This window comes from Kitasatospora sp. NPDC093679 (assembly GCF_040683455.1).
In the GTDB taxonomy this organism is placed as follows: Bacteria; Actinomycetota; Actinomycetes; order Streptomycetales; family Streptomycetaceae; genus Kitasatospora; species Kitasatospora arboriphila.
The window spans coordinates 1-24,346 of record NZ_JBFBDW010000053.1 but is presented as its reverse complement, the minus strand read 5'-3'; the positions used below and the strand labels follow the sequence as shown (position 1 = coordinate 24,346).

The window sequence follows — 24,346 nt, the reverse complement described above, 5'->3', positions numbered from 1 at the left end:
GGCGGGCACGGACCGCCGTCCGTGCCGTGAGGTGCTGTCAGTCCATCCGGCGGGGGCCGCCCAGCACCTGGGCCTCGGCCTCGCCCGGATTGGTCATCACGTACTGCTGGCGCATCCGGGTCGCCCACAGGGTGATGTTGTCGCCGAGGGTGGGCAGCGAGGCGACCTCCTGGTCGCCCAGCGAGAGCACCCGTGCGACGACCTCCGCCTCCTGCGGCGAGATGCGCTGCACACCCACCAGGTCGGCCGCGTTGAGCACCCGGCTCGCGTTCGGGCCGAGGTACGGCAGCAGGGTCAGCGTGGTCTGCCAGGGCGCCGCCGACAGCCGGCTGCGCGACGGGCGGGCGCCGAGGTCGCGGACGACCAGCACCGGCGAGGCGACCGAGGCGCCCTGCGGGCCGAGCCGGCCGACCTGGTGGACCGTCACGCAGGGCTGGCCGCCGCCGGCGGCCTGCGCCATCGGCGCCCAGGTCTGCGGACGGCCGGTCTCCACGGCCACCCGGGCGCCGGTCGCGGCCGCGCGCAGCGCGATGACCTGCGCCGTCCACACACCGCCCACCAGCACCACGTCGTAGGCGTGCGGGCGGAACAGGCCGATCACGGCGGGCTGCTGGTGCGGGTCGACACCGATCACCACGCCGTCGTCGCCGACCGGGAAGGACAGCGCGGCGAGGTCCTCGGTGGTGAGCACGTGCTTCTCGCGGCGCGGGCCGCGCAGGCCGAAGCCGGGACGGATCCGGGCCGGGCGGGCGGGCTCGGCGGCAGGCTGCGGCGCCTGGGTGGGGTAGGACTGATAGGCCATCAGGACGTCCCTCCCAGGGGAAGCGTGGCGAGCAGGCCCGGTGCCTGCTCCTGGTCGAGGCGGTTCAGGCCGACGCCGGCGCTCTGCGCCCGCGACTCCACCAGGCGGCCCACCTGGGCGACCTCGCTCTCGCTGCGGCCGGTCACCCGGACGTGGCCGCTGAGCGCGACCGAGCCGCCGGTGCCCCGGCTGGCGGTCAGGCTGAAGGTGCTGGCCAGTGCGGGCGTGCCGGTGACCAGGTTGACCAGGTCCGGCGCGGAGATCCGGCCCGGCGCGCCGCCCGGACGGCTGAGCTGCGGCCACTTGGAGATCCAGAAGGTGCTGTGCCAGCGGTCGTCGATCCGCCAGAACTTGCTGCTCTCCTGGGTGCGACGGGCGGCCGCACCGCCGCCGCCGCTGCCCTGGCGGCCGGCCACGGCCACCGGGTTGGCGCAGATCGAGATGGCCAGCGCGGCGATCAGCTCGCGCTCGTCCAGCACGGTGGCGGTGAACCCGGCCGCGTTCAGCCGGCCGGCCAGCTGGTCGGTGACCCGCTGGAGGGTCTTGCGGGCGCCCTCCTCGCCGCCGCCGCGGGCGAGCACCGCGGTGGACGAGGTCTCCGGGTTCAGCTTGAGCGCGACCCAGGTGAGCCGGAGCGCCGGGGTGGCCGGGCCGTCCTGCAGCTGCTGGTAGGCGCGGGCGGCCAGCGACTGGTCCGGCAGGTGCGGGGCCGGCGCCGGCTGGGTGTGCTGCACCAGCTGGACGGACTCCAGGGCGATGTCGTCGACCTGCAGGGCCGAGCAGACGATGTCGAGCGGCAGCGGCAGCGCGGTGCGGGCGGGGCGCAGCGGCTGGTCCTTCGCCTGCACCAGCAGCACCGAGGTGTAGAAGGTGCCGTCGCCGACCATGCCGGTCTCCCGGCGGATCGGACGGCCGTCGCCGAGGTCGGTCTCGGTGACGTGGGTGCAGGTGCGCAGGGCCGGCTCGACCTCCAACGCGGGGGCCAGCGCCGGGTCGGTGCCCGGCGGCGGCACGTTGTACTGCGCCTCCTTGCGGCGGCCCTTCATCGCCGAGCGGACGCGCATCGCCTCCGGCAGGCTGCGGCCGCCGAGCGGCAGCAGGGCCACCACGACGAGCAGGACGGCGGGGACGGCGAAGGCGCCGGCCATCGCCGGGGCGATCGTCCACCCGACCGCGACCAGGGCCGCGGCGACCTCCAGCAGCACCAGCTGCTGGAGCCGCAGCCGGCTGCCGAGCAGCCCGGGCCGGGGGTGGACGCGCAGCGGCACCGGGGCGGTCGCGGGGGCCGCGGACCGGGCCCGACGACCGCCGGGATCGGCACCCCGGCCGTCCTGCCGGCGGCCGTGCGAGGCGCTGCGTCGAGCTGGAGCGGTCTGGCTTGGCATCCCCCGATGGACCCTCTCTGATCAGATGTCACGGCCCGGCTGGCCGGGCGGTGAACCGTACCCGTTACGGTACTCACCGTCTGCTGCGGCATCGTAGAGGGTTCGGCGCACACGGTGCCCGCCGGGTGGCAGACTCACGCACGGCGAACGCGCGTTGACGGCAGTACGGGCGCGGACACACAGGGGAGACGGGGAGCATGGCATCACGCAGGGACGAGCTGAACGCGTACAACTTCGCGCGGCGGCGGACGGTGGGGGCGTTCCTGCAGCCCGGGGGCGGCGGCAACGACGAGGACGCACCGCGTCCGGTGCGTGCCGTGCTGCCGAGCTTCGTCGTCGCCGCGGTCGCGGTGGCCGGCTTCGGCATGTGGGGCGTCATCAAGCCCAGCGCGCCGCTGAACTGGGACGACGGCAAGAACATCATCCAGGGCAAGGAATCCACCACCCGGTACGTGGTGCTGGAGGACCCGCAGACGCACGAGAAGGTGCTGCACCAGGTCCTCAACATGTCGTCGGCGAAGCTGCTGCTGCCGGCCGGCTCCAAGGTCGTCCAGGTCGCCGACAAGGTGCTGGACAACTACAAGAACCACGGCGCCACCATCGGCATCCCGTACGCGCCGGACAAGCTGCCCTCGGCCGCCGACGCCGGTGAGGCGAAGCTCTGGTCGGTCTGCGACCGGCCCGGTGTCGACAAGACCCAGGCGGGCATCAACCAGGCCGTGTTCATCGCGGCCGGTGACGAGGCGAAGACCCTCTCCGACCCCGCGAAGGTGCTGCAGGAGGGCCAGGGCCTGTTCGTCCAGGCGCCGCCGGTGACGAAGGACGACATCCCCAGCAAGTTCCTGGTCGACATGAACGGCGTGAAGCACGCCGTGGGCAAGCTGAACCTCTCGGCCCGCGACCGGAAGGCCCTGGAGTCCGGCCTGTTCGGCGTCGACGTCGTGCCGCAGCAGGTGACCAAGGCCTGGCTGGACACGCTGGAGACCGGTGAGGTCGTGGAGTTCCCGAAGAACCCCGACCTGACCCAGGCGAAGACGAAGTCCAACGTCAAGCTCACCAACACCGAGGACGCCTACGTCGGCCGGCTGCTGGTCTTCCAGAACACCTACTACTCGGTCGGCAAGGACAGCCTCTACCAGGTGACGCCGTTCCAGGCCGAGCTGATGCGCAACGACCCGGCGCTCGACGCCGTCTACGACGGCGCCAGCCCGAAGGCCGCCGAGATGTCCCCGCGGGACAACGCGGACCTGGCGGGGAAGATCAGCCCGAGGATCCTGGACAAGACGAACCTGCCGGACGCCAAGCCGCTGCCGCCGCTCAACACCGGTGACAAGGCCACCCGTTCGGTGATCTGCAGCACCTTCGCCGGCTACGACAACGGCGTGCCCAAGCGCACCGTGTGGGCGCACACCGATTACCCGGCCAAGGTGCCGCTGGGTTCCGCGAGCGCCCATGTGACTCCAGGTCACGGCCTGTTGTACCGCGCGGTGGACGGCCAGGCCGGTCCGGACACCCAGGACACCTCCGGCACCACCTTCCTGATCACCGAGACCGGTCTGCGGTACTCGCTGCAGGCCAACAACGACGGCGGCACCGGTCCTTCGCCCGCCCCGACCGCGGGGCAGCAGCAGGCGCAGGGCAAGGACGAGGAGAACGGTTCGCAGGCCCGCCTCGGCTACAAGTCCGTTGCGCCGGGCCGGGTTCCGCTGCAGTGGTCGATCCTGGTGCCGGCCGGCGGCGCGCTCAGCTCCAAGGCGGCGGAGACCGCGCAGACCGCGTGACGTACCGTCAGTGCAGGTGTGCGGTAGGCCGTGTCATGGTCTGGTAACTACCGGTACTCCGGTGTTGGGCCGCTTGCAAACGGCGGCTAAAGTGCTGGGGACACCGCAACGTGGTGTCACCGGGTGGGCCGTACCAGGACCATCCGAAGTAATTGTCTGTCTCATGGGGGACGGTGGATCATGGCTGGTCAGTTCAAGACGACCGCTGAGGAAATGAATGCCTTCGCCAACCGCATCGGTGAGGTGAACGCGCAGGTCCAGGGCGAGATTCAGCGGCTCAACGCGCTGGTCGACTCGATCAAGGCTGGCTGGCAGGGCCAGGCGGCCCAGGCCTACCAGCAGATGCAGACCCGGTTCAACGAGGACGCGACCGCGCTCAACAAGGTGCTCGACGAGATCAAGCAGGCGATCGAGGCGACCACCAAGCTCTACGCGCAGACGGAGCAGGAGCAGCAGTCCTCGATGTCCGGGCTCGGTCACTGAGTTCTCGGGTCCGCAGGACCTCGGCCGTAGTGCGGTCCGTGCACCGGGCCGTGCCGATTCCATCGACTAGGAGACACCATGGGTGACCACATTCTCGTCAATTTCTCGACGATCCAGAACGCGTCGTCGGAGGTCCGCCAGACCGCGCAGCGCATCCAGTCGCAGCTCGACGAGCTGAAGGCCGGCGTGCAGCGCATCGCGGCCAGCTGGGAGGGCTCGGCGCAGGAGGGCTACCAGGCCCGCCAGCAGGAGTGGGACGCCAAGGCCGCCGACCTGCAGCAGGTCCTGGGCCAGATCGCCACCTCGCTGGACAACGCCGCGCAGAGCTACCAGGCGACCGAGCAGAAGAACGTCGGCGTCTGGGGCTGAGGCCCGGCCGCCGTGCGACACGGCGACATGTGGGCGGGCGTCCGACCGGGCGCCCGCCCCTCGCGCGTACTGACGCGCACGGCATCGGGATCATGAGGGGAAGACAGGTGTCGTTGGGTACGTTCCGCAGGGCGGCCGCCGTGTCCGTGGTGCTGGGGGTGGTCGGCTCGCTCGTCGCGGGTCCGGCGTACGCGGCCACGCCGACGCCCGCGCCGTCGGGCTCGGACAGCGCGCCGCGCTGGTCTCCGATCGGCATAGCCGCGGCCGGCGAGTGCAAGTTTCCGTCCGAGAACGTCCAGGGCACCCCGTGGGCGCTCCAGCGGGTGCTGCTGAACGAGCTCTGGAAGGACGGTCGGACGGGCAGGTTCGCCAAGGACGGGCCCGGCGGCAAGAAGGGCGAGCCGGTCAAGGTCGCGGTGATCGACACCGGCGTGAACGACCGCAACCCGCAGCTCGCCGACAAGGTGGAGGACGGCACCTCGCTGCTGCCCCCCAAGCAGCAGGGCGAGAAGGACGACGGCAAGAACGACACCGTCGGCCACGGCACCAAGGTGGCCGGCATCATCGCCGCCAAGCCGATCACCGGGACGGGCTTCGTCGGCCTCGCGCCGGACGCCGCGATCCTCTCGATCAAGCAGAACGACGACCAGGGCAGCGGCTCCGTGCAGAGCCTGATCACCGCGATCAACCTGGCCGTGGCGAAGGGCGCCGACGTCATCAACATCTCGCAGGACGTCCGGGCGGAGGGCGACTCCAACGACTTCGCGCTGAAGGGCCAGCTGCAGACGGCCGTGGAGGACGCCGACCGCAAGGGCGTGGTGGTGGTCGCCTCGTCCGGCAACGACGGCCGTGAGGGCGACACCTTCCCTGCGGCGTTCTTGACGGTGCTGGCCGTGGGGGCCTCGGACCGCAACAACGAGCGCGCGCCGTTCTCCGAGTACGGCCAGTTCGTCGACATCGCCGCCCCGGGCGTCGACATGCTGTCGACGGTGCCGGCCGGCGGCCAGTGCGTCGACAACGGCACCAGCTTCTCCGCCCCGTATGTGGCCGGCGTGGCGGCCCTGCTGAAGGGTGCCTACCCCGACTGGACCCCGGCGCAGATCCGGGCCCGGATCGAGCAGACCGCCCAGCGCACCCAGCGCGGCGCGAACAAGTTCATCGGCTGGGGCGTCGTCGACCCGGTCAAGGCCGTGCAGAGCGGCGACGAGCAGGCCGCCGAGCCGCACGAGGACCCGAAGCTCGCCATCGACCGGGCGCCGGTCGTGGCCCAGCCGCTCGGCCTCGCCGAGACCCAGGCCGACCGGGACCGCCGCACCGGCACCTTCGTGCTCGGCGGAGGCGTGCTCGCGGTCGCCGCGCTGGCCGGCGGCTCGGTCGTGCTGCGCGACCGCCGGCGCCGCCACGAGGGCTGAGCGCCCCCGGACGGACGGAAGCGGCCCGGCCCCCTCAGCAGGGGGCCGGGCCGCTTCCGTCGTGCGCGGGGCCGGGTCAGACCTGCTCGTCCTCGGGCAGGGTGATCACCCAGCGGTCGGCCTGCCGGGGCCGCAGGTAGAACAGCCAGTAGAGGCTGGCGACCACGGTGATGCCGCCGGTCCACTTGAGGGCGGTGACGTCGAGCTGGGTCAGCAGGTAGACCAGGCCGACGGTCAGCAGGACCGGCAGGACGGGCCAGAGCGGCTGGCGCCAGGCCGGCGCGTGCTTGTGGTGGGCCCGGCGGGAGAACAGCGCGGCCACGGCCACCAGCAGGTACAGGGCGGTGACGGCGACACCGGTGATGTTGGTCAGCTGCTCCTGCGGGACGAAGCAGAGCACCGCGCCGGGGACGCCGACGGCCAGGGTGGAGACCCAGGGGGCGCTGAACCGGTTGAGGGTGCCGAAGGCGCGGTTGACCGGCTCGGGCCAGGCCTTGTCGCGGCCGGAGGCGAACAGCACCCGGGAGTTCTGGATGACCATGACGATGCCGGCGTTGATGATCGCCAGGGCGACGCAGAGGCTGATGAAGGTGCCGACCGCGGAGTTGCTCCAGCCGGTGACCAGGTCGGAGATGTTGCCGGCGCTCAGGGCGGCGAGGTCCGGGGCGCCCAGGGTGATCGCGACCACCGGGAGGATGATGATGACGACCGACAGGGCCAGCGTCCACAGCACGGTGCGGGCGACGTTGCGGCGCGGGTTCTCCAGCTCCTCGGAGAGGTAGATGGCGGTGGAGAAGCCCTGGGTGACGAAGAGCGCGGTGCCCATCGCGGCGACGATCGCGCCGAGGCCGACGGCGCCGGTGGCGCCGTCCGTGACGACCGAGCCGTGGAAGAGGCTGCCGGCGCCGCGCTCGGCGTGGCCGAAGCCGAGGAAGGCGACCACGCCGGCGGCGATGACCTCGAGGACGAGGAAGATGCCGGTGATCCAGGCGTTGGCGCGCAGGTCCAGCAGGCCGGCGACGGTGGCGGCGATCATCACGGCCGCGCCGGCCCAGCGGGCGTCCACGTGGACGATGGGGGCCAGGTAGTCGGCGGTGCCGATGGCGATGAGCGAGGGCACGATCATCACGACGATCAGCGACTGGATGAACACCAGCCAGCCCGCGAAGCGCCCGGCCAGGGTGCCGACCATGGCGTACTCGCCGCCGGCGCTGGGGACGAGGGTGCCGAGCTCGGAGTAGCAGAAGGCCACCGCGATGCAGATCAGCGCGCCGATGGCGATCGACATGGCGGTGAAGGTGCCGAGCGAGGAGAACAGCTCGGGCACGATGACGAACAGCGAGGACGCCGGTGTCACGCAGGAGAGCGTGAGCAGGGTGCCACCCACGACACCGATCGAACGGGTGAGCTTCTTGGGACCGCCGTCCGTCGGAGTCTCGGCTACGGCGAGTGGCGGGCGAAGCGTGTCGGTCATGGGGCATCCGATCGACGTGCGGGGGTTCTGGGGGTGGGAGCGCTATCGCCTCCGACGGGCGTTCGCTGACGTGGTGTTTCGGTCGCTCCCGAGACGCCATGGAACCGCTCCGTTTTGCCTTCGTCAACGCGCGATCGGCTTCGGAATCCGTTGCCGTCCGCCGTATAAACATGCGATCCGGTGGCTGCCTGTGGCAAAGCTCACCTTTGTCCGCTTCTGTCAACTCCGATGGATGAAGGTTGAATCAAAGATGAACTGTCGATGTTGATCTATTAATCAAAGGATATGGCGCTATTTATTCATGTGAATGAAGGTGGCCTCTCCGGGCTCCGGCGGCCGCCCCGGCGGGTGCGGGAACCGCAGCAGGGCGCGGCAAAAAAGTAGGTAACGTTCTGGCACCGTCCACGGCCTGGAATGCCGGAAGGGCCGGACTCCGAGGAGTCCGGCCCTTCCGGTCACACGACGTCACCGCTACAGGGTCGGCAGCCAGCCCGTCTGCAGGGTCTGGCCGGCGGCGATCCGCCGGGAGACGAACACACCGCGGCCCGGCGGCAGCGGCTGCGGCTTGACCGTGCCGAGCAGCGCGCCCTCGTTCTTGTCGCCCGAGAGCAGCACGCCCTGGCCGCCCAGCTCGCGCATGCGCTGCATGACCGGCTCGAACAGCGAGCGGCCGGCACCGCCGGCGCTGCGCGCGATGATCACGCGCAGGCCGATGTCGCGGGCGAACGGCAGGAACTCGGCCAGCGGCGCCATCGGGTTGCCCGAGGAGGTGGCGACCAGCTCGTAGTCGTCCACGATCACGAACATGTCCTTGCCGCTGTACCAGCTGCGGTTGCGCAGCTGCTCCGGCGTGACGTCCGGGCCGGGCAGGCGGCGCGAGCAGGCGCCGCGGAGCATCTCCACGGCCGCCGACATCGCGGGCGCCGCCGCCGCGTACTCCACCAGGTACTCCTGCGGCACCACGCCGAGCAGCGAACGGCGGAAGTCGCCGACCACGATGCCCGCCTGGTCCGGGGTGTACCGCTCGGTGATCTGCTTGACCAGCATCCGCAGCAGCGCCGACTTACCGGACTCGCTCTCGCCGAAGACGATGAACAGCGGGTCGGTCTCGAAGTTGACGAAGACCGGCGCGAGCTCGACCTCGTCCACACCGAAGGCCACACCCAGCTCGGGGTGCTCGAAGCCCTTGGGCAGCGCGTTGCCGTCCAGGACGGCCGGCAGCATGCGGACCTGCGGGGCGCGCGGGCCCGTCCAGGCGGCGTCGATCTGCGCCACCAGGTCGGCCACGCCGTCCGCCAGGTCCTCGGTCGTCGACGAGCCGTCCAGGCGCGGCAGGCCGGACAGGAAGTGCAGCTTCGCCGCGGTCAGACCGCGACCGGGCGAGCCCGCCGGAACGTTGACCGCGACCTTGCGGTCGATCTCCGACTCCATCGAGTCGCCGAGCCGCAGCTCGGTGCGGTTCTGCAGCAGGTCCTTGAGCGCCGGCCGCACCTCCGCGTAGCGGGCCGCGGTGACGACCACGTGCACGCCGTAGGTCAGACCGCGCTGCGCGATGTCGTTGATGACCGGTTCGAGGACCTCGTACTCCTGCTTGAAGGTCAGCCAGCCGTCGATGATCAGGAAGACGTCGCCGAACTGCTCGTCCGGCAGCTGGCCGGCCGCGCGGCGCGAGCGGTAGGTGGCGACGGTGTCGATGCCGGCCGTGCGGAACAGCTCCTCACGGCGGTTGAGCACCCCGTGCACCTCGCTGACCAGGCGGCGCACCTTCTCGACGTCCAGACGGCCGGCGACCCCGCCGACGTGCGGCAGGCCGGACAGCGCGCCGAACGCGCCACCGCCGAAGTCCAGCAGGTAGAACTGCACCTCGGCCGGGGTGTGCGTGACGGCGAAGCCGGACACCAGGGTGCGCACCATGTTGGACTTGCCGGACTGCGGACCGCCGACGATCAGGCCGTGGCCGGCCGCACCCGAGAAGTCCTGGTACAACACGTCGCGGCGCTGGTCGCGCGGCTTGTCGACGATGCCGACCGGCACCACGAGGCGGCCGAGCGCACCGTACTCCGGCGAGGTCAGGCCGCGCTCGGCGGTGACCTGCAGCGGCGGCACCAGGCCGTCGATGCTCGGCGCCTCCTCCAGCGGCGGCAGCCACACCTGGTGGGCCGGCGGGCCCTGGCTGATCATGCGCTGCACGAAGACGTCCAGCATGGTGTCGAGCAGCGAGTCGTCGATCTCCTCGACCTCCTCGACCACCTCCTCGACCACCGGCTCCACGACCGCCACCTCGGCGGCGGTGAACAGCACCGGCTGCGCGGTGATCACCTGGCCGCCGCTGGTCCGCTGCTGGCCCGGCGGCCGGTACGGGCCGGAGACGTACGCGGCCCGGAAGCGCTCCATCACGTCGGAGCCGAACTTCAGGTAGCCGACGCCGGGGATCGGCGGCAGGTGGTAGGCGTCCGGCACGCCGATCGCGGCCCGCGACTCGGCGGCCGAGAAGGTGCGCAGACCCAGCCGGTAGGAGAGGAAGGTGTCCAGACCGCGGAGCTTGCCCTCCTCCAGTCGCTGCGAGGCCAGCAGCATGTGCATGCCCAGCGAACGGCCGATGCGGCCGATCTGGATGAACAGGTCGATGAAGTCCGGCTTCGCGGTGAGCAGCTCGGAGAACTCGTCGATGATCATCAGCAGCGAGGGCAGCGGGTCCAGCGCCGCACCCGCCGCGCGGGCCCGCTCGTACTCGTTGATGTTGGCGTAGTTGCCCGCCGCGCGCAGCAGCTCCTGACGGCGGTTCATCTCGCCCTCGATCGCGTCGCGCATGCGGTCGATGAGGGTCGCCTCGCCCTCCAGGTTGGTGATCACGGCCGCGGTGTGCGGCATCTCCGCCATGCCGGCGAAGGTGGCACCACCCTTGAAGTCCGCGAGGACCAGGTTCAGCACCTCGGAGGAGTGGGTCACCGCCAGCGCCAGCACGATGGTGCGCAGCACCTCGGACTTGCCGGAACCGGTCGCGCCGACGCACATGCCGTGCGGGCCCATGCCCTGGAGCGAGGCCTCCTTGATGTCCAGCCAGACGTACTCGCCGTTCTGGCCGACGCCCAGCGGCACCTTGAGCTTCTCCGCCATCGGACGCGGCCGCCAGTGCCGGGCCGGGTCGAAGGAACCCGGGTCACCGGTGTTCATCATCTCGGTGAAGTCCATCGACACCAGCGACGGGTCGCCGTCGTCGCCGCCCGCGGACACCCGGAACGGCGCCAGCTGACGGGCCAGCGCCTCCGACTGCCACGCCGACAGGGTGTCCGGCCGGCCGGAGTACGAGGCGCCGGAGGCCGACTCCAGCAGCAGGCCGTCCTTGCCCACCGTGATGACCAGGTGGCCGCTCGGCTCGTCCAGGTCGCCGGGGACGACCTCGATCACGGTGACGCCCTCGACGCCCTCCGGACCGGCCAGGACCGAGTCGTGCGGCACCGCGGCGCCGTCCATGACCACGATCAGGTGCGGCTTGTCGGCGCTCGGCACGCTGTCCCGGGAGAAGCCCTTGCGGCCGTCCAGCTCCTTGGCGAGCAGCTCCTCCAGCTCACCGAGGCCGGTCGCGATCAGACGGCGCGAACCGGCGCCGTCGTTCTCCTTGCGGTGCTGGGTGTGCGGCAGCCACTTCGCCCACTCCCACTCGTCGACCGCGCCCGGCGCGGCCGCCACGGCGACCATCAGGTCGTCCGGCGAGTGCAGCGTCGTCAACTGGGCGACCATCGCCCGTACGTTGCCGTACACGGTGTCCGGGTCGCCGCAGACCGTGATGTGGTAGAAGGCGCGCAGCGAGACCGCCAGCGGCAGGTCCTGCAGCGTGCCGTGCGACTTGATGAAGGTGCCCATCGCCTCGGCGGCCAGCGGCTCCAGCTCGTCCAGCGGAGCGGTCTGCGGCGCCACGATCGGGCTCGACAGCTGCTGCGGCCCGGTACCGAGGCGCACCTGCGCGAAGTCCGGATCGGTGGGCCGGCGCTCCCACAGCCGCCGCCCCTCGGCGACGATCGACCACAGCTGGTCCGGCTCGGGGTGCGTGAACAGCAGCGCACCGCGCTGCCGCTCGGCCGTGCGGCGGACCTGCCGGCGCATCTGCTGCAGGTACTTGAGGTAGTCGCGGCGCTCGTCCGCGGTGCCGGCGTTGCCGCCGCGCCGCGCCTTGACGATCTGCGCGACCGCCATGCCCGCGGTCGACGCCACCATCAGGACACCCATGATCTTCATCGGGCCCTGGGCGCCGGGGGAGAAGAAGAACGCCGCCGAACCGCCCATGCCGAGCAGCGGCAGCAAGGACATCATCCAGTCCTCGCCGCCGGAACGCGGCAGCTCCGGAGGGGCGACCAGCTCCACCGGCTCGTCCGGCACCGGGGGCGGGTACGCCCGCGGCGGACGCTTCACCGTCACCACACTCATGCGACCGCCCCGCTCCGCCCGGCGGCCGCTGCGCGGAACCCGGACCCCTTGACGGTCCGTTCGCTTCGCTCGCTCACTGGCACCAACCCTCACGCACACCGATTACGTACGGGTGAGGGCGCCCCGTGCGATGACGCCGCCCCCGCTCCGCCGACCGCAGACGCACATCGGAGGGTTGCTGCACCAGCCGGGCCCCCGTACGCCTTGCGCAGGGGCCGATCCTACTGGGCGGCCGGGACGGTTCGACCACGGGGTCAGCCGAGGAGATTTCCGGTACGAATCGTCGAATCCCCTCCACAACAGCACACCGTTGCAGGGCAATTCGCCGCCCCCCGCGGCCTGCGGCGAATTCGGGCGGGGCCGGACCGCAGCCGCACCTCCGCGGGCGGTAGGGTAACGCCGCGCCAACTCCGCCCCGGCCCGTGTCAGTTCCGGACCGGTCCGCGGGAGGGCGCAATCGAACCAAGAGCTGACGAGCAGGCATATCCGACAAGGGGGAGCGCCGGTGAGCGAGCGGACAGTCAAGAGGTGCGCATGGCGCGAAGCGGCCTCCGGGCTCGCGGAGGTGGCCGCATGAGCGCCAGTGCAACGACCGGCTTCTGCCGGGTCACCGTCGTCGCGCCCGACAGCCGGATCGACGTCGCCCTGCCCGAGGACGTCCCGCTCGCCGACATCTACCCCGAGGTGCTGCGCCTCACCGGGCAGACCCAGGTCGACGGCACGCCCACCGGCTTCCACCTCGTCCGCCGGGACGGCACCGTGCTCGACAGCGGCCTGCCGCTGGCCGCGCAGCAGGTCCGCGACGGCGACCTGCTGAGCCTGCGCCCGTTCGCCGAGTCGCTGCCGCCCGCGGTCTACGACGACGTGGCCGACGCCGTCGCCAGCGCCGTCGAGGCCGACCGCCGATTCTGGAGCCCCGACCTGATGCGGGCCTTCGGCCTGATCGGCGCCACCGTGATGCTGGTGCTGCTCGGCTTCGCCCTCTGGTTCTCCGACCTGCGCCACGACATGCACGGCCTGGCCGGCATCCTCTCCGGCGTCACCGCGGTCGTCCTGGTCACCTTCGCCGGCGTCCGCGCCCGGGTCTACGACGACCACGCGGCTGGCCTCGCGCTCGGCCTCGGCGCCCTGCCGCACGCCCTGATCGCCGGCTCCGGCGCCGTCCCGGTCGCCAACGCCGGCGACGGCCCCGGCCGGCTGCAGTTCCTCGTCGGCTGCGTCGCCGTCCTCGTCGTCTCGGTGCTGCTCGTCGGCCTGCTGCCAGAGAAGGACTCGGTCTTCGTCGCCTCCTCCTTCCTCGCCGCCGCTGGCACCCTGGCGACCTTCGCCGCCGTGCTGCTCGACGGCACCCCGGCCACCCACATCGCCGCCGTCACCGGTGTCGCCGCGGTCGCCGCGGTCGGCTTCCTGCCGGCCCTCTCCGCCCGCTTCGCCCGCCTCCCCGTCGGCTTCAGCCCGCCCGGCCAGACCCGCACCCGCGGCAGCGCCTACGGCGAGGAGGGCAGCCGCACCGAGACCGTGCAGTACGAGCGGATCGCCCACCAGGCCCGCCGCGGCCACGAGGTCCTCGTCGGCCTGGTCGGCGGCTGCTCCGCCACCGTCATCGGCGCCTGCGCCGTGCTCGGCTTCAGCGACTCCGCCTTCGCCGAGCTGCTCGCCCTGGCCGTCGGCATCTCGACCATGCTGCGCGCCCGGCTGTTCCGCTACACCGCGCAGGTCTTCAGCCTCACCATCGCCGGCCTGATCGGGCTCGCCCTGCTGATCCTCGGCCTCTCGCTGCACACCCCGCTGTTCATCCTGGAGCAGCTGCAGGAGGGCGGCACCGGCAGCTCGCTCGACCTGCGCACCGTCTGGCTGTCGGCCTCGATCGCCGTGGGCGCCGCCCTGCTCACCGCGATCGCGCTGATCGTCCCCCGCCTCGGCGTCTCCCCCTTCTGGGGGCGCATCCTGGACATGGTGGACGGCCTGATGCTGATCTCGCTCGTCCCGCTCGCGCTGGCCGTGCTGAACATCTACGCCCTGGTCCGCGGCGCCACCAGCTGACGCCGCCGCACCCGACCCGGCGCCCGCCGGCACCCCGCGACAGGGGACGCCGGCGGGCGCTGGTACGCTTGGTCAGTCCGAGTTCTGTCAGATCCTGTGTCGTCTACCGGGATCGCTCGGCCACCCCGAAGGAGATGCCGTGGCCCTCGCCGCCGACGTCAAGAAGCAGATCATCGCCGAGTTCGGCCAGAAGGAGGGCGACACCGGCTCCCCCGAGGTCCAGGTGGCCATGCTCTCCCGCCGCATCTCGGACCTGACCGAGCACCTCAAGGCCCACAAGCACGACCACCACTCCCGTCGTGGTCTGCTGATCCTGGTCGGCCAGCGCCGCCGCCTGCTGCAGTACCTGGCCAAGAAGGACATCGAGCGTTTCCGTACCCTCGTCGACCGCCTCGGCATCCGCCGCGGCGCCGCGGGCGGCGCTCGCTGACACCGCTTCGTGGGGCGGCTCCCCTTCCCGGGGGGCCGCCCTTCGGCGCATCCGCGCGGCACGCCGCGCGGACCGCACCCCGGGCGGAAGAACCGCTGCCACACGCGTGGTAATGGCGCGCTCGGTAGGGTGTGAATTTGTAAGGTGAAGGGCATGCCCGGGTAAGTGCCCGACCGCGCGACGCGCGGACGGCACCGGGCAGGACCGACACCCTGCGCGGGCCGCAGGCCTCAAACGGAGGCCGCCCGCATCCGGGGAGCGTCCACACGCGACCGCCGACCAGGCAAGCCGAGAGGCGCCGGTCCTCGGTAGTGGCCGCCGGGAGTCGTCGACAGACGCCCGGGGGCTTCGATCGAAGACCGGCCCGCAGGGCCGGGCAGGCGGACGCTGGGGGGCGCTCCACCGGAGACGTACGAAAGAGGAGATCTTCCAGGTGGAAGAGAACGTGTTCTACGCCGAGGCCGTCATCGACAACGGCAGCTTCGGCACCCGTACCATCCGCTTCGAGACGGGCCGCCTGGCCCGCCAGGCCGCCGGCTCCGCCGTCGCCTACCTGGACGACGACACCATGGTGCTGTCGGCGACCAGCGCGTCCAAGCAGCCGAAGGAGCACTTCGACTTCTTCCCGCTGACCGTGGACGTCGAGGAGCGCATGTACGCCGCGGGCCGGATCCCCGGCTCGTTCTTCCGTCGTGAGGGCCGGCCCTCCGAGGACGCGATCCTCACCTGCCGCCTGATCGACCGCCCGCTGCGTCCGTCCTTCGTCAAGGGTCTGCGCAACGAGATCCAGGTCGTCGTCACCGTGATGGCGCTCAACCCGGACCACCTCTACGACGTGGTGGCCATCAACGCGGCCTCCGCCTCCACCCAGCTGGCCGGCCTGCCGTTCTCCGGCCCGATCGGCGGCGTCCGCGTCGCGCTGATCAAGGGCCAGTGGGTCGCCTTCCCGACCCACTCGGAGCTCGAGGACGCCGTCTTCGACATGGTCGTGGCCGGCCGCGCCCTGCCGGACGGCGACGTCGCGATCATGATGGTCGAGGCCGAGGCCACCGACAAGACCATCAAGCTGGTCGCCGACGGCGCCGAGGCCCCGACCGAGGAGGTCGTGGCCGCCGGTCTCGAGGCCGCCAAGCCGTTCATCAAGGTGCTCTGCGCCGCCCAGGCCCAGCTGGCCGCCCAGGCCGCCAAGCCGACCGGCGAGTTCCCGGTCTTCCTGGACTACCAGGACGACGTGCTCTCCGCCCTGACCTCCGCGGTCAAGGACGAGCTCGCCCAGGCGCTCACCATCGCCGGCAAGCAGGAGCGCAACAACGAGCTCGACCGCATCAAGGCGATCGCCGCGGACAAGCTCCTCCCGGACTTCGAGGGCCGCGAGAAGGAGATCAGCGCCGCCTACAACGCGCTGACCAAGAAGATCGTCCGCGAGCGCGTCATCAAGGACAAGGTCCGCATCGACGGCCGCGGCGTCACCGACATCCGCACCCTGGCCGCCGAGGTCGAGGCGATCCCGCGGGTCCACGGCTCCGCCCTGTTCGAGCGCGGCGAGACCCAGATCCTGGGCGTCACCACGCTGAACATGCTCCGCATGGAGCAGCAGCTCGACACGCTCTCCCCGGAGACGCGCCGCCGCTACATGCACAACTACAACTTCCCGCCGTACTCCGTCGGCGAGACCGGCCGCGTGGGCTCGCCCAAGCGCCGCGAGATCGGCCACGGCGCGCTGGCCGAGCGGGCGATCCTGCCCGTGCTGCCCTCCCGAGAGGAGTTCCCGTACGCCATCCGCCAGGTCTCCGAGGCGCTCGGCTCCAACGGCTCCACCTCGATGGGCTCGGTCTGCGCCTCCACCATGTCGCTGCTGAACGCCGGTGTGCCGCTGAAGGCCGCCGTCGCCGGCATCGCCATGGGCCTGATCTCCCAGGAGATCGACGGCGAGACCCACTACGTCACGCTGACCGACATCCTCGGCGCCGAGGACGCGTTCGGCGACATGGACTTCAAGGTCGCCGGCACCCGCAACTTCATCACCGCCCTCCAGCTCGACACCAAGCTGAACGGCATCCCGGCGTCGGTGCTCGCCGCCGCGCTGAAGCAGGCCAAGGACGCCCGCCTGCACATCCTCGACGTGATGAACGAGGCCATCGACACTCCGGACGAGATGTCGCAGTACGCCCCGCGCATCATCACGATCAAGATCCCGGTGGACAAGATCGGTGAGGTCATCGGCCCCAAGGGCAAGATGATCAACCAGATCCAGGAGGACACCGGCGCCGAGATCACGATCGAGGACGACGGCACCATCTACATCGGTGCCTCCGACGGCCCGGCCGCCGAGGCCGCCCGCACCACGATCAACCAGATCGCCAACCCGACCATGCCGGAGGTCGGCGAGCGCTACCTGGGCACCGTGGTGAAGACCACGACCTTCGGCGCGTTCGTCTCCCTCATGCCCGGCAAGGACGGTCTGCTGCACATCTCGCAGATCCGCAAGCTCGCCGGCGGCAAGCGCGTGGAGAACGTCGAGGACGTGCTCGCGGTCGGCACCAAGGTGCAGGTCGAGATCGCCGAGATCGACCCGCGCGGCAAGCTCTCCCTCGTCCCCGTGATCGAGGGCGAGGAGGGCGGCGAGGCCGCCTCCGAGTGACGCACCGAGTGACGAGGTAGTCCTCCCGCGGCCCGCACGCCCTCGCGGCGTGCGGGCCGCACCCTGTTCTTCCCCGATCGAGAGGTACACCCTGGTGGCTCAGGCCTCCGCGGCACACCAGCGCCCCGGCACCACCAAGACCCTGCTGAAGGGCCTCGACGGCGCCGGCACCGTCCGCCGCACCGTCCTGCCCGGCGGCCTGCGGGTCGTCACCGAGACCCTGCCGACCGTCCGCTCCGCGACCTTCGGCATCTGGGTCGGCGTCGGCTCCCGCGACGAGACGCCCGTCCTCAACGGCGCCACCCACTACCTGGAGCACCTGCTCTTCAAGGGCACCGCCCGGCGCAGCGCCCTCGAGATCTCCGCGGCCCTGGACGCCGTCGGCGGCGAGATGAACGCCTTCACCGCCAAGGAGAACACCTGTTACTACGCGCGGGTGCTCGACACCGACCTGCCGCTCGCCATCGACGTGGTCTGCGACATGCTCACCGGCTCGCTGATCCGCCCCGAGGACGTCGACGCCGAGCGCGGCGTCATCCTCGAGGAGATGGCCATGGCCGAGGACGACCCGGGCGACGTCGTCCACGACCTCTTCGCCAAGGTGATCTACGGCGACGGCCCGCTCGGCCGACCGATCCTCGGCAGCGAGGAGACCGTCACCAACCTCACCCGCGACCAGATCGCCGGCTTCTACAAGCGCCGCTACAAGCCCGAGCACCTGGTCGTGGCCGCCGCCGGCAACCTCGACCACCGCAAGGTCGTCAAGCTCGTCGAGGAGGCCTTCGCGCCCGTCCTCGCCCGCTCCACCGGCCACCCCGCCGACGTCCGCCGCGGCGTCAAGGCGCTGCGCACCGCAGGCCGCACCGAGGTCCTCAACCGGCCCACCGAGCAGGCCCACCTCGTCCTCGGCGTGCCGGGCGTGCCCCGCCACGACGAGCGGCGCTGGGCGATGGGCGTCCTCAACGCCGCCCTCGGCGGCGGCATGAGCTCCCGGCTCTTCCAGGAGGTCCGGGAGAAGCGCGGCCTCGCCTACTCCGTCTACTCCTACTCCTCCTCCTACGCCGACAGCGGCATCTTCGGCATCTACGCCGGCTGCCAGCCCAAGCGGGTCGAGGAGGTGCTGTCGATCTGCCGCCAGGAGCTCGCCAAGGTCGTCGCCGACGGCATCACCGAGGAGGAGCTCCAGCGCGCCATCGGCCAGATCTCCGGCTCCACCGTGCTCGGCATGGAGGACACCGGCTCGCTGATGAACCGCATCGGCAAGGCCGAGCTCTGCTACGGCACCCATCTGTCGGTGGACGACATGCTGGCGAAGATAGCGGCGGTGACCCTGGACGACGTCCGGGCGGTCGCCCGTGATGTGCTGGGGGCCCACCGCCCGTCGCTCGCCCTGATCGGTCCGATCAACGCCAAGCGGGCCGCGGCCGTGGCCGACGTGCTCGCCCAGGAGGAAACCGCATGACACTGCGCGTCGCCGTGATCGGCGCCAACGGACGGATCGGCTCCGAGGCCGTCAAGGCCGTCGAGGCCGCCCCCGACATGGAGCTGGTCGCGGCCCTCGGCCGCGGCTCCGACCTCACCGAGCTGACCGACGCCGGAGTCCAGGTCGCCGTCGAGCTCACCCACCCCGACGCCGTCATGGGCAACCTCGACTACGCCCTGCACCACGGCATCCACGTGGTCACCGGCACCACCGGCTGGACGGACGAGCGCCTCGCCACCGTCGGCGGCTGGCTCGCCGGGAGCCCCGCCACCGGCCTGCTCATCGCCCCGAACTTCTCCATCGGCGCCGTTCTCGGCATGCAGTTCGCCCAGAAGGCCGCCAAGTACTTCGAGTCCGTCGAGATCGTCGAGCTCCACCACGACCGCAAGGCCGACGCCCCCAGCGGCACCGCCACCCGCACCGCGCAGCTCATCGCCGCCGCCCGCAAGGACGCCGGCCGAGCCCCCCAGCAGGACCCGACGACCCACGAGCTGCCCGGCGCCCGCGGCGCCGACGTGGACGGCGTCCCCGTGCACGCGGTGCGGCTGCGCGGCCTGCTCGCCCACCAGGAGATCCTGTTCGGCGACACCGGCGAGACCCTCACCATCCGCCACGACTCGCTGCACCACAGCTGCTTCATGCCGGGCATCCTGCTCGGCGTCCGCAAGGTCGTGGACACCCCCGGACTCACCCTCGGCCTCGAACACTTCCTGGACCTGTGAGCCCCGCATGACCTCCCGCACCGGTTTCTTCCTGCTCGCCGCCGCCCTGGTCCTGGTCTCCCTGCTCTGCGTGGGGGAGGGCGTCCAACTGGTCGCCACCGGAAAGCCGCTCGGCATCGGCCTCGGCGTCTGCGCCTTCGTCATCCCCCCGATCGGCATCTGGTTCCTGCGCCAGACCGTCCGCTTCGGACGGGCCAGCGAGCAGCTCGCCCGCGAGCTGGAGGCCGAGGGCGGCCTGCCCGTCGACGAACTCCGCCGCACCTCCGGCGGCCGGATCGACCGGGCCTCCGCCGACGAGGTCTTCGCCCGCCGCAAGACCGAGGCGGAGGCCTCCCCGCACGACTGGCGGGCCTTCTTCCGCCTCGCCGTGGCCTACGCCGACGCCGGCGACACCCCGCGTGCCCGCAAGGCCATGCAGCACGCCATCAAGCTGCACAGCACCACCACCGAAACGAGGAGCACCGCGTGAGCGACGACCTGGCCCCGACCTTCCGCAGCGACGTCACGGTGGAACTCGTCCGCAGCGCCGCCACCGACACCGACGTCCTGTGGGCCGCCCGCGTGTCCACCAAGGGCGAGCAGTCCCTGGAGACGATCGGCGAGGACCCGGAGAAGTCCAAGGGCCTGATCAACTTCCTGATGCGGGACCGCCACGGCACCCCCTTCGAGCACAACTCGATGACCTTCTTCATCAGCGCGCCGATCTTCGTCTTCCGCGAGTTCCACCGGCACCGCAGCGGCTGGTCCTACAACGAGGAGTCCGGCCGCTACCGCGAGCTGCAGCCCGTCTTCTACGTCCCCGGCCCGGAGCGCCGCCTCGTCCAGCAGGGCAAGCCGGGCCGGTACGAGTTCGTCGAGGGCACCGCCGAGCAGCACAAGGTCACCACCGAGGCGATGGAGGAGTCCTACCGCTCCTCCTACCGCGCCTACCAGGAGATGCTCGCCGCCGGCGTCGCCCGCGAGGTCGCCCGCGCCGTCCTCCCGGTCGGCCTGTTCTCCTCCATGTACGCCACCTGCAACGCCCGGTCGCTCATGCACTTCCTCTCGCTGCGCACCAAGAACGAGCACGCCACCGTGCCGTCCTTCCCGCAGCGGGAGATCGAGATGGTCGCCGAGCAGATGGAGGAGCTCTGGGGGCAGCTGATGCCGCTCACCCGTGCGGCCTTCGACGCGCACGGCCGAGTCGCCCCCTGACCTGCGAAGACGGGCATCCGGGCGGACCGCCCGGCATGTCCGGATTGCAGCGGTTCCGCCCGCTCCCTACGCTCGGAGCACGGATTCCGGTGCTGCCCGAACCCCCGAGCGGGCAGCACCGGAATCCCATGCTCCGACCCCGACGGCCCGCCGTCGACCTCGCACGATCCTGTCCGAACCGTGGACCGGCGTGACCGCCCCCCAGTGGCCTACGAGTAGTTTTGGACGCATGGCTCCGACCTCCACCCCCCAGACGCCCTTCGGCCGGGTCCTGACCGCAATGGTCACCCCCTTCACCGCCGACGGCGGGCTCGACCTCGACGGCGCCCAGCGCCTCGCCGCCCACCTCGTGGACGCCGGCAACGACGGCCTCGTCCTCAACGGCACCACCGGCGAGTCGCCGACCACCAGCGACGCCGAGAAGGCCCAGCTCGTCCGGGCGGTGGTGGAGGCCGTCGGGGACCGCGCGCACATCGTCGCCGGCGTCGGCACCAACGACACCCACCACAGCGTCGAGCTGGCCCGCCAGGCCGAGGCGGCCGGCGCCCACGGCCTGCTCGCCGTCACGCCGTACTACAGCAAGCCCCCGCAGGAGGGCCTGTACCGGCACACCACGGCCATCGCGGACGCCACCGAGCTGCCCGTCATGCTCTACGACATCCCCGGCCGCAGCGCCGTCGCACTGAGCCACGAGACGCTCGTCCGGCTCGGCGAGCACCCCCGCATCGTCGCCAACAAGGACGCCAAGGGCGACGTCGGCGCCGCCTCCTGGGCGATCGCCCGCTCCGACCTCGCCTGGTACTCCGGCGACGACGTCCTGACCCTGCCGCTGCTCTCGGTCGGCGCCGTCGGCGTGGTCAGCGTCGTCAGCCACGTGGTCACGCCCGAGCTCAAGGCCATGATCGAGGCCTTCACCGCGGGCGACACCGCCAAGGCCACCGCCGTCCACCAGTCCCTGCTGCCGGTCTTCACCGGCATCTTCCGCACCCAGGGCGTCATCCTCAGCAAGGCCGCGCTCACCCTGCAGGGACACCCTGCGGGCCCGCTGCGCCTCCCGCTGGTCTCCGCCACCGCGGAGGAGATTGCGCAACTGAAGCAGGATCTGGCCGCCGGCGGGGTACACCTCTAGCAGACACAGACGTGCGCGCCCCGGCTCGCCGGGCCCCCGAGGGCCTGCCGCTGGACCGGACCGAAGGCGCGGAGGCACCTGGTACGTAGGAAGCCAACGATGGACGCACGCCCCGTGGCGCCGGACGATCCCGGGCATGTGGCGTGCGTCGTGAGGAGAGTCTTTTGAGCCACCCGCACCCCGAACTCGGCGCCCCTCCCGCACTCAAGGAGGGCGCCCTCCGCATCACCCCGCTCGGCGGCCTCGGCGAGATCGGCCGCAACATGACGGTCATGGAGTTCGGCGACCGCATCCTGATCGTCGACTGCGGCGTCCTCTTCCCCGAGGACGAGCAGCCCGGCGTCGACCTGATCCTCCCGGACTTCACCTACATCCGGGACCGCCTGGACAAGGTCGACGGCATCGTCCTGACCCACGGGCACGAGGACCACATCGGCGCCGTCCCGTACCTGCTCCGGGAGAACCCGGACATCCCGCTGATCGGCTCGAAGCTCACCCTCGCGCTCATCGAGGCCAAGCTCGCCGAGCACCGGATCCGCCCGTACGTCCTGGAGGTCAAGGAGGGCGAGCGCGAGCGCATCGGCCCCTTCGACTGCGAGTTCATCGCGGTCAACCACTCCATCCCGGACGCCCTCGCGGTCGCCGTCCGCACCCCGGCCGGCACGGTCGTCGCCACCGGCGACTTCAAGATGGACCAGCTGCCGCTCGACGGCCGCCTCACCGACCTCCCGGCCTTCGCCAAGCTGGCCGAGGAGGGCATGGACCTGCTGCTGGTGGACTCCACCAACGCCGAGGTCCCCGGCTTCATCCCGCACGAGCGGGACATCTCCGCCGCGCTGCGCAACGTCTTCGCGAGCGCCCAGCGCCGGATCATCGTCGCGTCCTTCGCCAGCCACGTGCACCGCATCCAGCAGGTGCTGGACGCCGCCCACGCGCACGGCCGCAAGGTCGCGTTCGTCGGCCGCTCGATGGTCCGCAACATGGGCATCGCCCGTGACCTCGGCTACCTCAAGGTCCCCGGCAACCTGATCGTCGACGTGAAGACGCTGGACGACCTGCCGGACGACAAGGTCGTGCTGGTCTGCACCGGCTCGCAGGGCGAGCCGATGGCCGCGCTCTCGCGGATGGCCAACCGGGACCACCAGATCCGCATCGTCGAGGGCGACACCGTGGTGCTCGCCTCCTCGCTGATCCCCGGCAACGAGACCGCGATCTACCGCGTGATCAACGGCCTGACCCGCTGGGGTGCCAACGTCGTGCACAAGGGCAACGCCAAGGTGCACGTCTCCGGCCACGCCTCGGCCGGCGAGCTGCTGTACTTCTTCAACATCTGCCGACCGCGCAACCTCATGCCGGTCCACGGCGAGTGGCGCCACCTGCGGGCCGCTGCCGACCTCGGCATCCTGACCGGCGTGCCCAAGGACCGGGTCGTCATCGCCGAGGACGGCGTCTGCGTCGACCTGGAGAACGGCGTCGCCCGGATCGTCGGCAAGGTCCAGGCCGGCTACGTGTACGTCGACGGCTCCTCGGTCGGCGACATCACCGAGGCCTCGCTGAAGGACCGCCGGATCCTCGGCGAGGAGGGCTTCATCTCCGTCTTCGTCGTGGTCGACTCCACCAACGGCAAGATCGTCAGCGGCCCGACCATCCAGGCCCGCGGCTCCGGCATCGACGACGGCGCCTTCGTCCCGGTCGTCGCGAAGCTGGAGGAGGCCCTCACCCGCTCCGCGGGCGACGGCGTGCTGGAGGTCCGCCAGGTGCAGCAGTTGGTGCGCCGGACCATCGGCAAGTGGGTGGCGGACAACTACCGCCGCCGGCCGATGATCCTCCCGGTCGTGGTCGAGGTCTGAGACCCGCCGGGCCAGGTTTGACGTGGGGCGACCCGGGGCGTAATGTTCTCCGGGTTGCCCCACTGCCGGACGGCACCACTCGAATTCAGTTCGAGGCGGTAAATCCGGTGAAAGAACTCTGATAGAGTTCGGGAGCGCCGAAAGGCAAAAGCGAATCCGATGAAACGGACTCCGGAAAACGGAGCGGAAAACATCTGATAAGCTGGAAACACGAAAGAGCGAAACGCCCGGAGGGTCCGCTGGAAGGCGGTCCGAAGGAAGTGTCCGTTCCTTGAGAACTCAACAGCGTGCCAAAAGTCAACGCCAGATATGTTGACATCCCCGGCCGGTCGGGAAATCGATCGGTTGGAGATTCCTTTTGAAATAACACAGCGAGGACGCAGTGCGCGGGGCCACCCTATTCCGGTGGTTGCCGTGCCGCTCACCGCGAGTGTGCACCGGATATCCGGTTGTCATTCACGGAGAGTTTGATCCTGGCTCAGGACGAACGCTGGCGGCGTGCTTAACACATGCAAGTCGAACGGTGAAGCCCTTCGGGGTGGATCAGTGGCGAACGGGTGAGTAACACGTGGGCAATCTGCCCTGCACTCTGGGACAAGCCCTGGAAACGGGGTCTAATACCGGATACGACCCGCCCCGGCATGGGGGTGGGTGGAAAGCTCCGGCGGTGCAGGATGAGCCCGCGGCCTATCAGCTTGTTGGTGGGGTAATGGCCTACCAAGG

The 24,346-nt window shown here is 71.1% G+C and carries 17 protein-coding genes and 1 rRNA gene; 14 read left to right on the top strand and 4 right to left on the bottom strand.

Annotation, left to right across the window (positions count from 1 at the left end; genetic code table 11):
- Nucleotides 1-37: 37 nt before the first annotated feature.
- Entirely contained in the window at nt 38-802 is a 765-nt protein-coding gene (locus tag AB0O09_RS31240; protein ID WP_363547474.1) for a hypothetical protein, read from the bottom strand.
- Nucleotides 802-2,187 (bottom strand): type VII secretion protein EccE, encoded by a 1,386-nt coding sequence (gene eccE / locus AB0O09_RS31235; protein WP_363547471.1) that lies wholly within the window; start codon nt 2,185-2,187, stop codon nt 802-804. Before eccE ends, AB0O09_RS31240 begins: the two co-directional genes overlap by 1 nt.
- 197 nt (nt 2,188-2,384) lie before the next feature.
- Between eccE and AB0O09_RS31230 the strand changes: the two genes are divergently transcribed.
- The 4 genes from AB0O09_RS31230 (at nt 2,385) to mycP (ending at nt 6,232) form a co-directional block, all read left to right on the top strand.
- Complete coding sequence (locus tag AB0O09_RS31230; RefSeq protein WP_363547469.1) at nt 2,385-3,968, top strand: type VII secretion protein EccB; 1,584 nt, start codon at nt 2,385-2,387, stop codon at nt 3,966-3,968.
- A gap of 180 nt (nt 3,969-4,148) precedes the next feature.
- Nucleotides 4,149-4,451, top strand: a complete 303-nt coding sequence (locus AB0O09_RS31225) for a WXG100 family type VII secretion target (RefSeq protein WP_263105328.1) — start codon at nt 4,149-4,151, stop codon at nt 4,449-4,451.
- A gap of 78 nt (nt 4,452-4,529) precedes the next feature.
- Complete coding sequence (locus AB0O09_RS31220; protein ID WP_363547465.1) at nt 4,530-4,820, top strand: WXG100 family type VII secretion target; 291 nt, start codon at nt 4,530-4,532, stop codon at nt 4,818-4,820.
- 107 nt (nt 4,821-4,927) lie between these two features.
- On the top strand, nt 4,928-6,232 hold the full coding sequence (gene mycP / locus AB0O09_RS31215) for a type VII secretion-associated serine protease mycosin (protein ID WP_363547463.1): 1,305 nt from the start codon (nt 4,928-4,930) through the stop codon (nt 6,230-6,232).
- A gap of 76 nt (nt 6,233-6,308) precedes the next feature.
- On the opposite strand, the gene AB0O09_RS31210 is transcribed toward mycP, so the two are convergent.
- On the bottom strand, nt 6,309-7,706 hold the full coding sequence (locus tag AB0O09_RS31210; RefSeq protein WP_363547460.1) for an APC family permease: 1,398 nt from the start codon (nt 7,704-7,706) through the stop codon (nt 6,309-6,311).
- A 471-nt stretch (nt 7,707-8,177) separates the two neighbouring features.
- Nucleotides 8,178-12,131, bottom strand: a complete 3,954-nt coding sequence (gene eccCa / locus AB0O09_RS31205) for a type VII secretion protein EccCa (protein ID WP_363547457.1) — start codon at nt 12,129-12,131, stop codon at nt 8,178-8,180.
- 573 nt (nt 12,132-12,704) lie between these two features.
- Here eccCa and eccD point away from each other — a divergent pair.
- The 10 genes from eccD to AB0O09_RS31155 form a co-directional block, all read left to right on the top strand.
- Entirely contained in the window at nt 12,705-14,174 is a 1,470-nt protein-coding gene (eccD, locus tag AB0O09_RS31200) for a type VII secretion integral membrane protein EccD (protein ID WP_344627253.1), read from the top strand.
- A 139-nt stretch (nt 14,175-14,313) separates the two neighbouring features.
- On the top strand, nt 14,314-14,604 hold the full coding sequence (gene rpsO, locus AB0O09_RS31195; RefSeq protein ID WP_030274764.1) for a 30S ribosomal protein S15: 291 nt from the start codon (nt 14,314-14,316) through the stop codon (nt 14,602-14,604).
- A gap of 433 nt (nt 14,605-15,037) precedes the next feature.
- Nucleotides 15,038-17,245: a polyribonucleotide nucleotidyltransferase gene (locus tag AB0O09_RS31190; protein WP_363547452.1), complete on the top strand. Its 2,208-nt coding sequence runs from the start codon at nt 15,038-15,040 to the stop codon at nt 17,243-17,245.
- Between the two features lie 94 nt (nt 17,246-17,339).
- Nucleotides 17,340-18,707: a pitrilysin family protein gene (locus AB0O09_RS31185; RefSeq protein ID WP_363547450.1), complete on the top strand. Its 1,368-nt coding sequence runs from the start codon at nt 17,340-17,342 to the stop codon at nt 18,705-18,707.
- Entirely contained in the window at nt 18,704-19,450 is a 747-nt protein-coding gene (gene dapB, locus AB0O09_RS31180) for a 4-hydroxy-tetrahydrodipicolinate reductase (RefSeq protein ID WP_363547447.1), read from the top strand. Before AB0O09_RS31185 ends, dapB begins: the two co-directional genes overlap by 4 nt.
- 7 nt (nt 19,451-19,457) lie before the next feature.
- Entirely contained in the window at nt 19,458-19,919 is a 462-nt protein-coding gene (locus AB0O09_RS31175; protein WP_344627257.1) for a tetratricopeptide repeat protein, read from the top strand.
- Complete coding sequence (gene thyX / locus AB0O09_RS31170) at nt 19,916-20,644, top strand: FAD-dependent thymidylate synthase (protein ID WP_344627258.1); 729 nt, start codon at nt 19,916-19,918, stop codon at nt 20,642-20,644. The genes AB0O09_RS31175 and thyX overlap by 4 nt, the downstream gene beginning before the upstream one ends.
- Nucleotides 20,645-20,873: 229 nt before the next feature.
- Entirely contained in the window at nt 20,874-21,773 is a 900-nt protein-coding gene (gene dapA / locus AB0O09_RS31165) for a 4-hydroxy-tetrahydrodipicolinate synthase (protein WP_344627259.1), read from the top strand.
- Between the two features lie 164 nt (nt 21,774-21,937).
- On the top strand, nt 21,938-23,623 hold the full coding sequence (locus AB0O09_RS31160; RefSeq protein WP_363547442.1) for a ribonuclease J: 1,686 nt from the start codon (nt 21,938-21,940) through the stop codon (nt 23,621-23,623).
- Between the two features lie 455 nt (nt 23,624-24,078).
- A 16S ribosomal RNA gene (locus tag AB0O09_RS31155) occupies nt 24,079-24,346 on the top strand; the annotation flags it as partial.

Coding starts and splice junctions, on each gene's coding strand:
- AB0O09_RS31240 (WP_363547474.1), bottom strand. CDS start 802: ATGGCCTATCAGTCCTACCCCACCCAGGCGCCGCAGCCTGCCGCCGAG.
- eccE (WP_363547471.1), bottom strand. CDS start 2,187: ATGCCAAGCCAGACCGCTCCAGCTCGACGCAGCGCCTCGCACGGCCGC.
- AB0O09_RS31230 (WP_363547469.1), top strand. CDS start 2,385: ATGGCATCACGCAGGGACGAGCTGAACGCGTACAACTTCGCGCGGCGG.
- AB0O09_RS31225 (WP_263105328.1), top strand. CDS start 4,149: ATGGCTGGTCAGTTCAAGACGACCGCTGAGGAAATGAATGCCTTCGCC.
- AB0O09_RS31220 (WP_363547465.1), top strand. CDS start 4,530: ATGGGTGACCACATTCTCGTCAATTTCTCGACGATCCAGAACGCGTCG.
- AB0O09_RS31210 (WP_363547460.1), bottom strand. CDS start 7,706: ATGACCGACACGCTTCGCCCGCCACTCGCCGTAGCCGAGACTCCGACG.
- eccCa (WP_363547457.1), bottom strand. CDS start 12,131: ATGAGTGTGGTGACGGTGAAGCGTCCGCCGCGGGCGTACCCGCCCCCG.
- eccD (WP_344627253.1), top strand. CDS start 12,705: ATGAGCGCCAGTGCAACGACCGGCTTCTGCCGGGTCACCGTCGTCGCG.
- dapB (WP_363547447.1), top strand. CDS start 18,704: ATGACACTGCGCGTCGCCGTGATCGGCGCCAACGGACGGATCGGCTCC.
- AB0O09_RS31175 (WP_344627257.1), top strand. CDS start 19,458: ATGACCTCCCGCACCGGTTTCTTCCTGCTCGCCGCCGCCCTGGTCCTG.
- dapA (WP_344627259.1), top strand. CDS start 20,874: ATGGCTCCGACCTCCACCCCCCAGACGCCCTTCGGCCGGGTCCTGACC.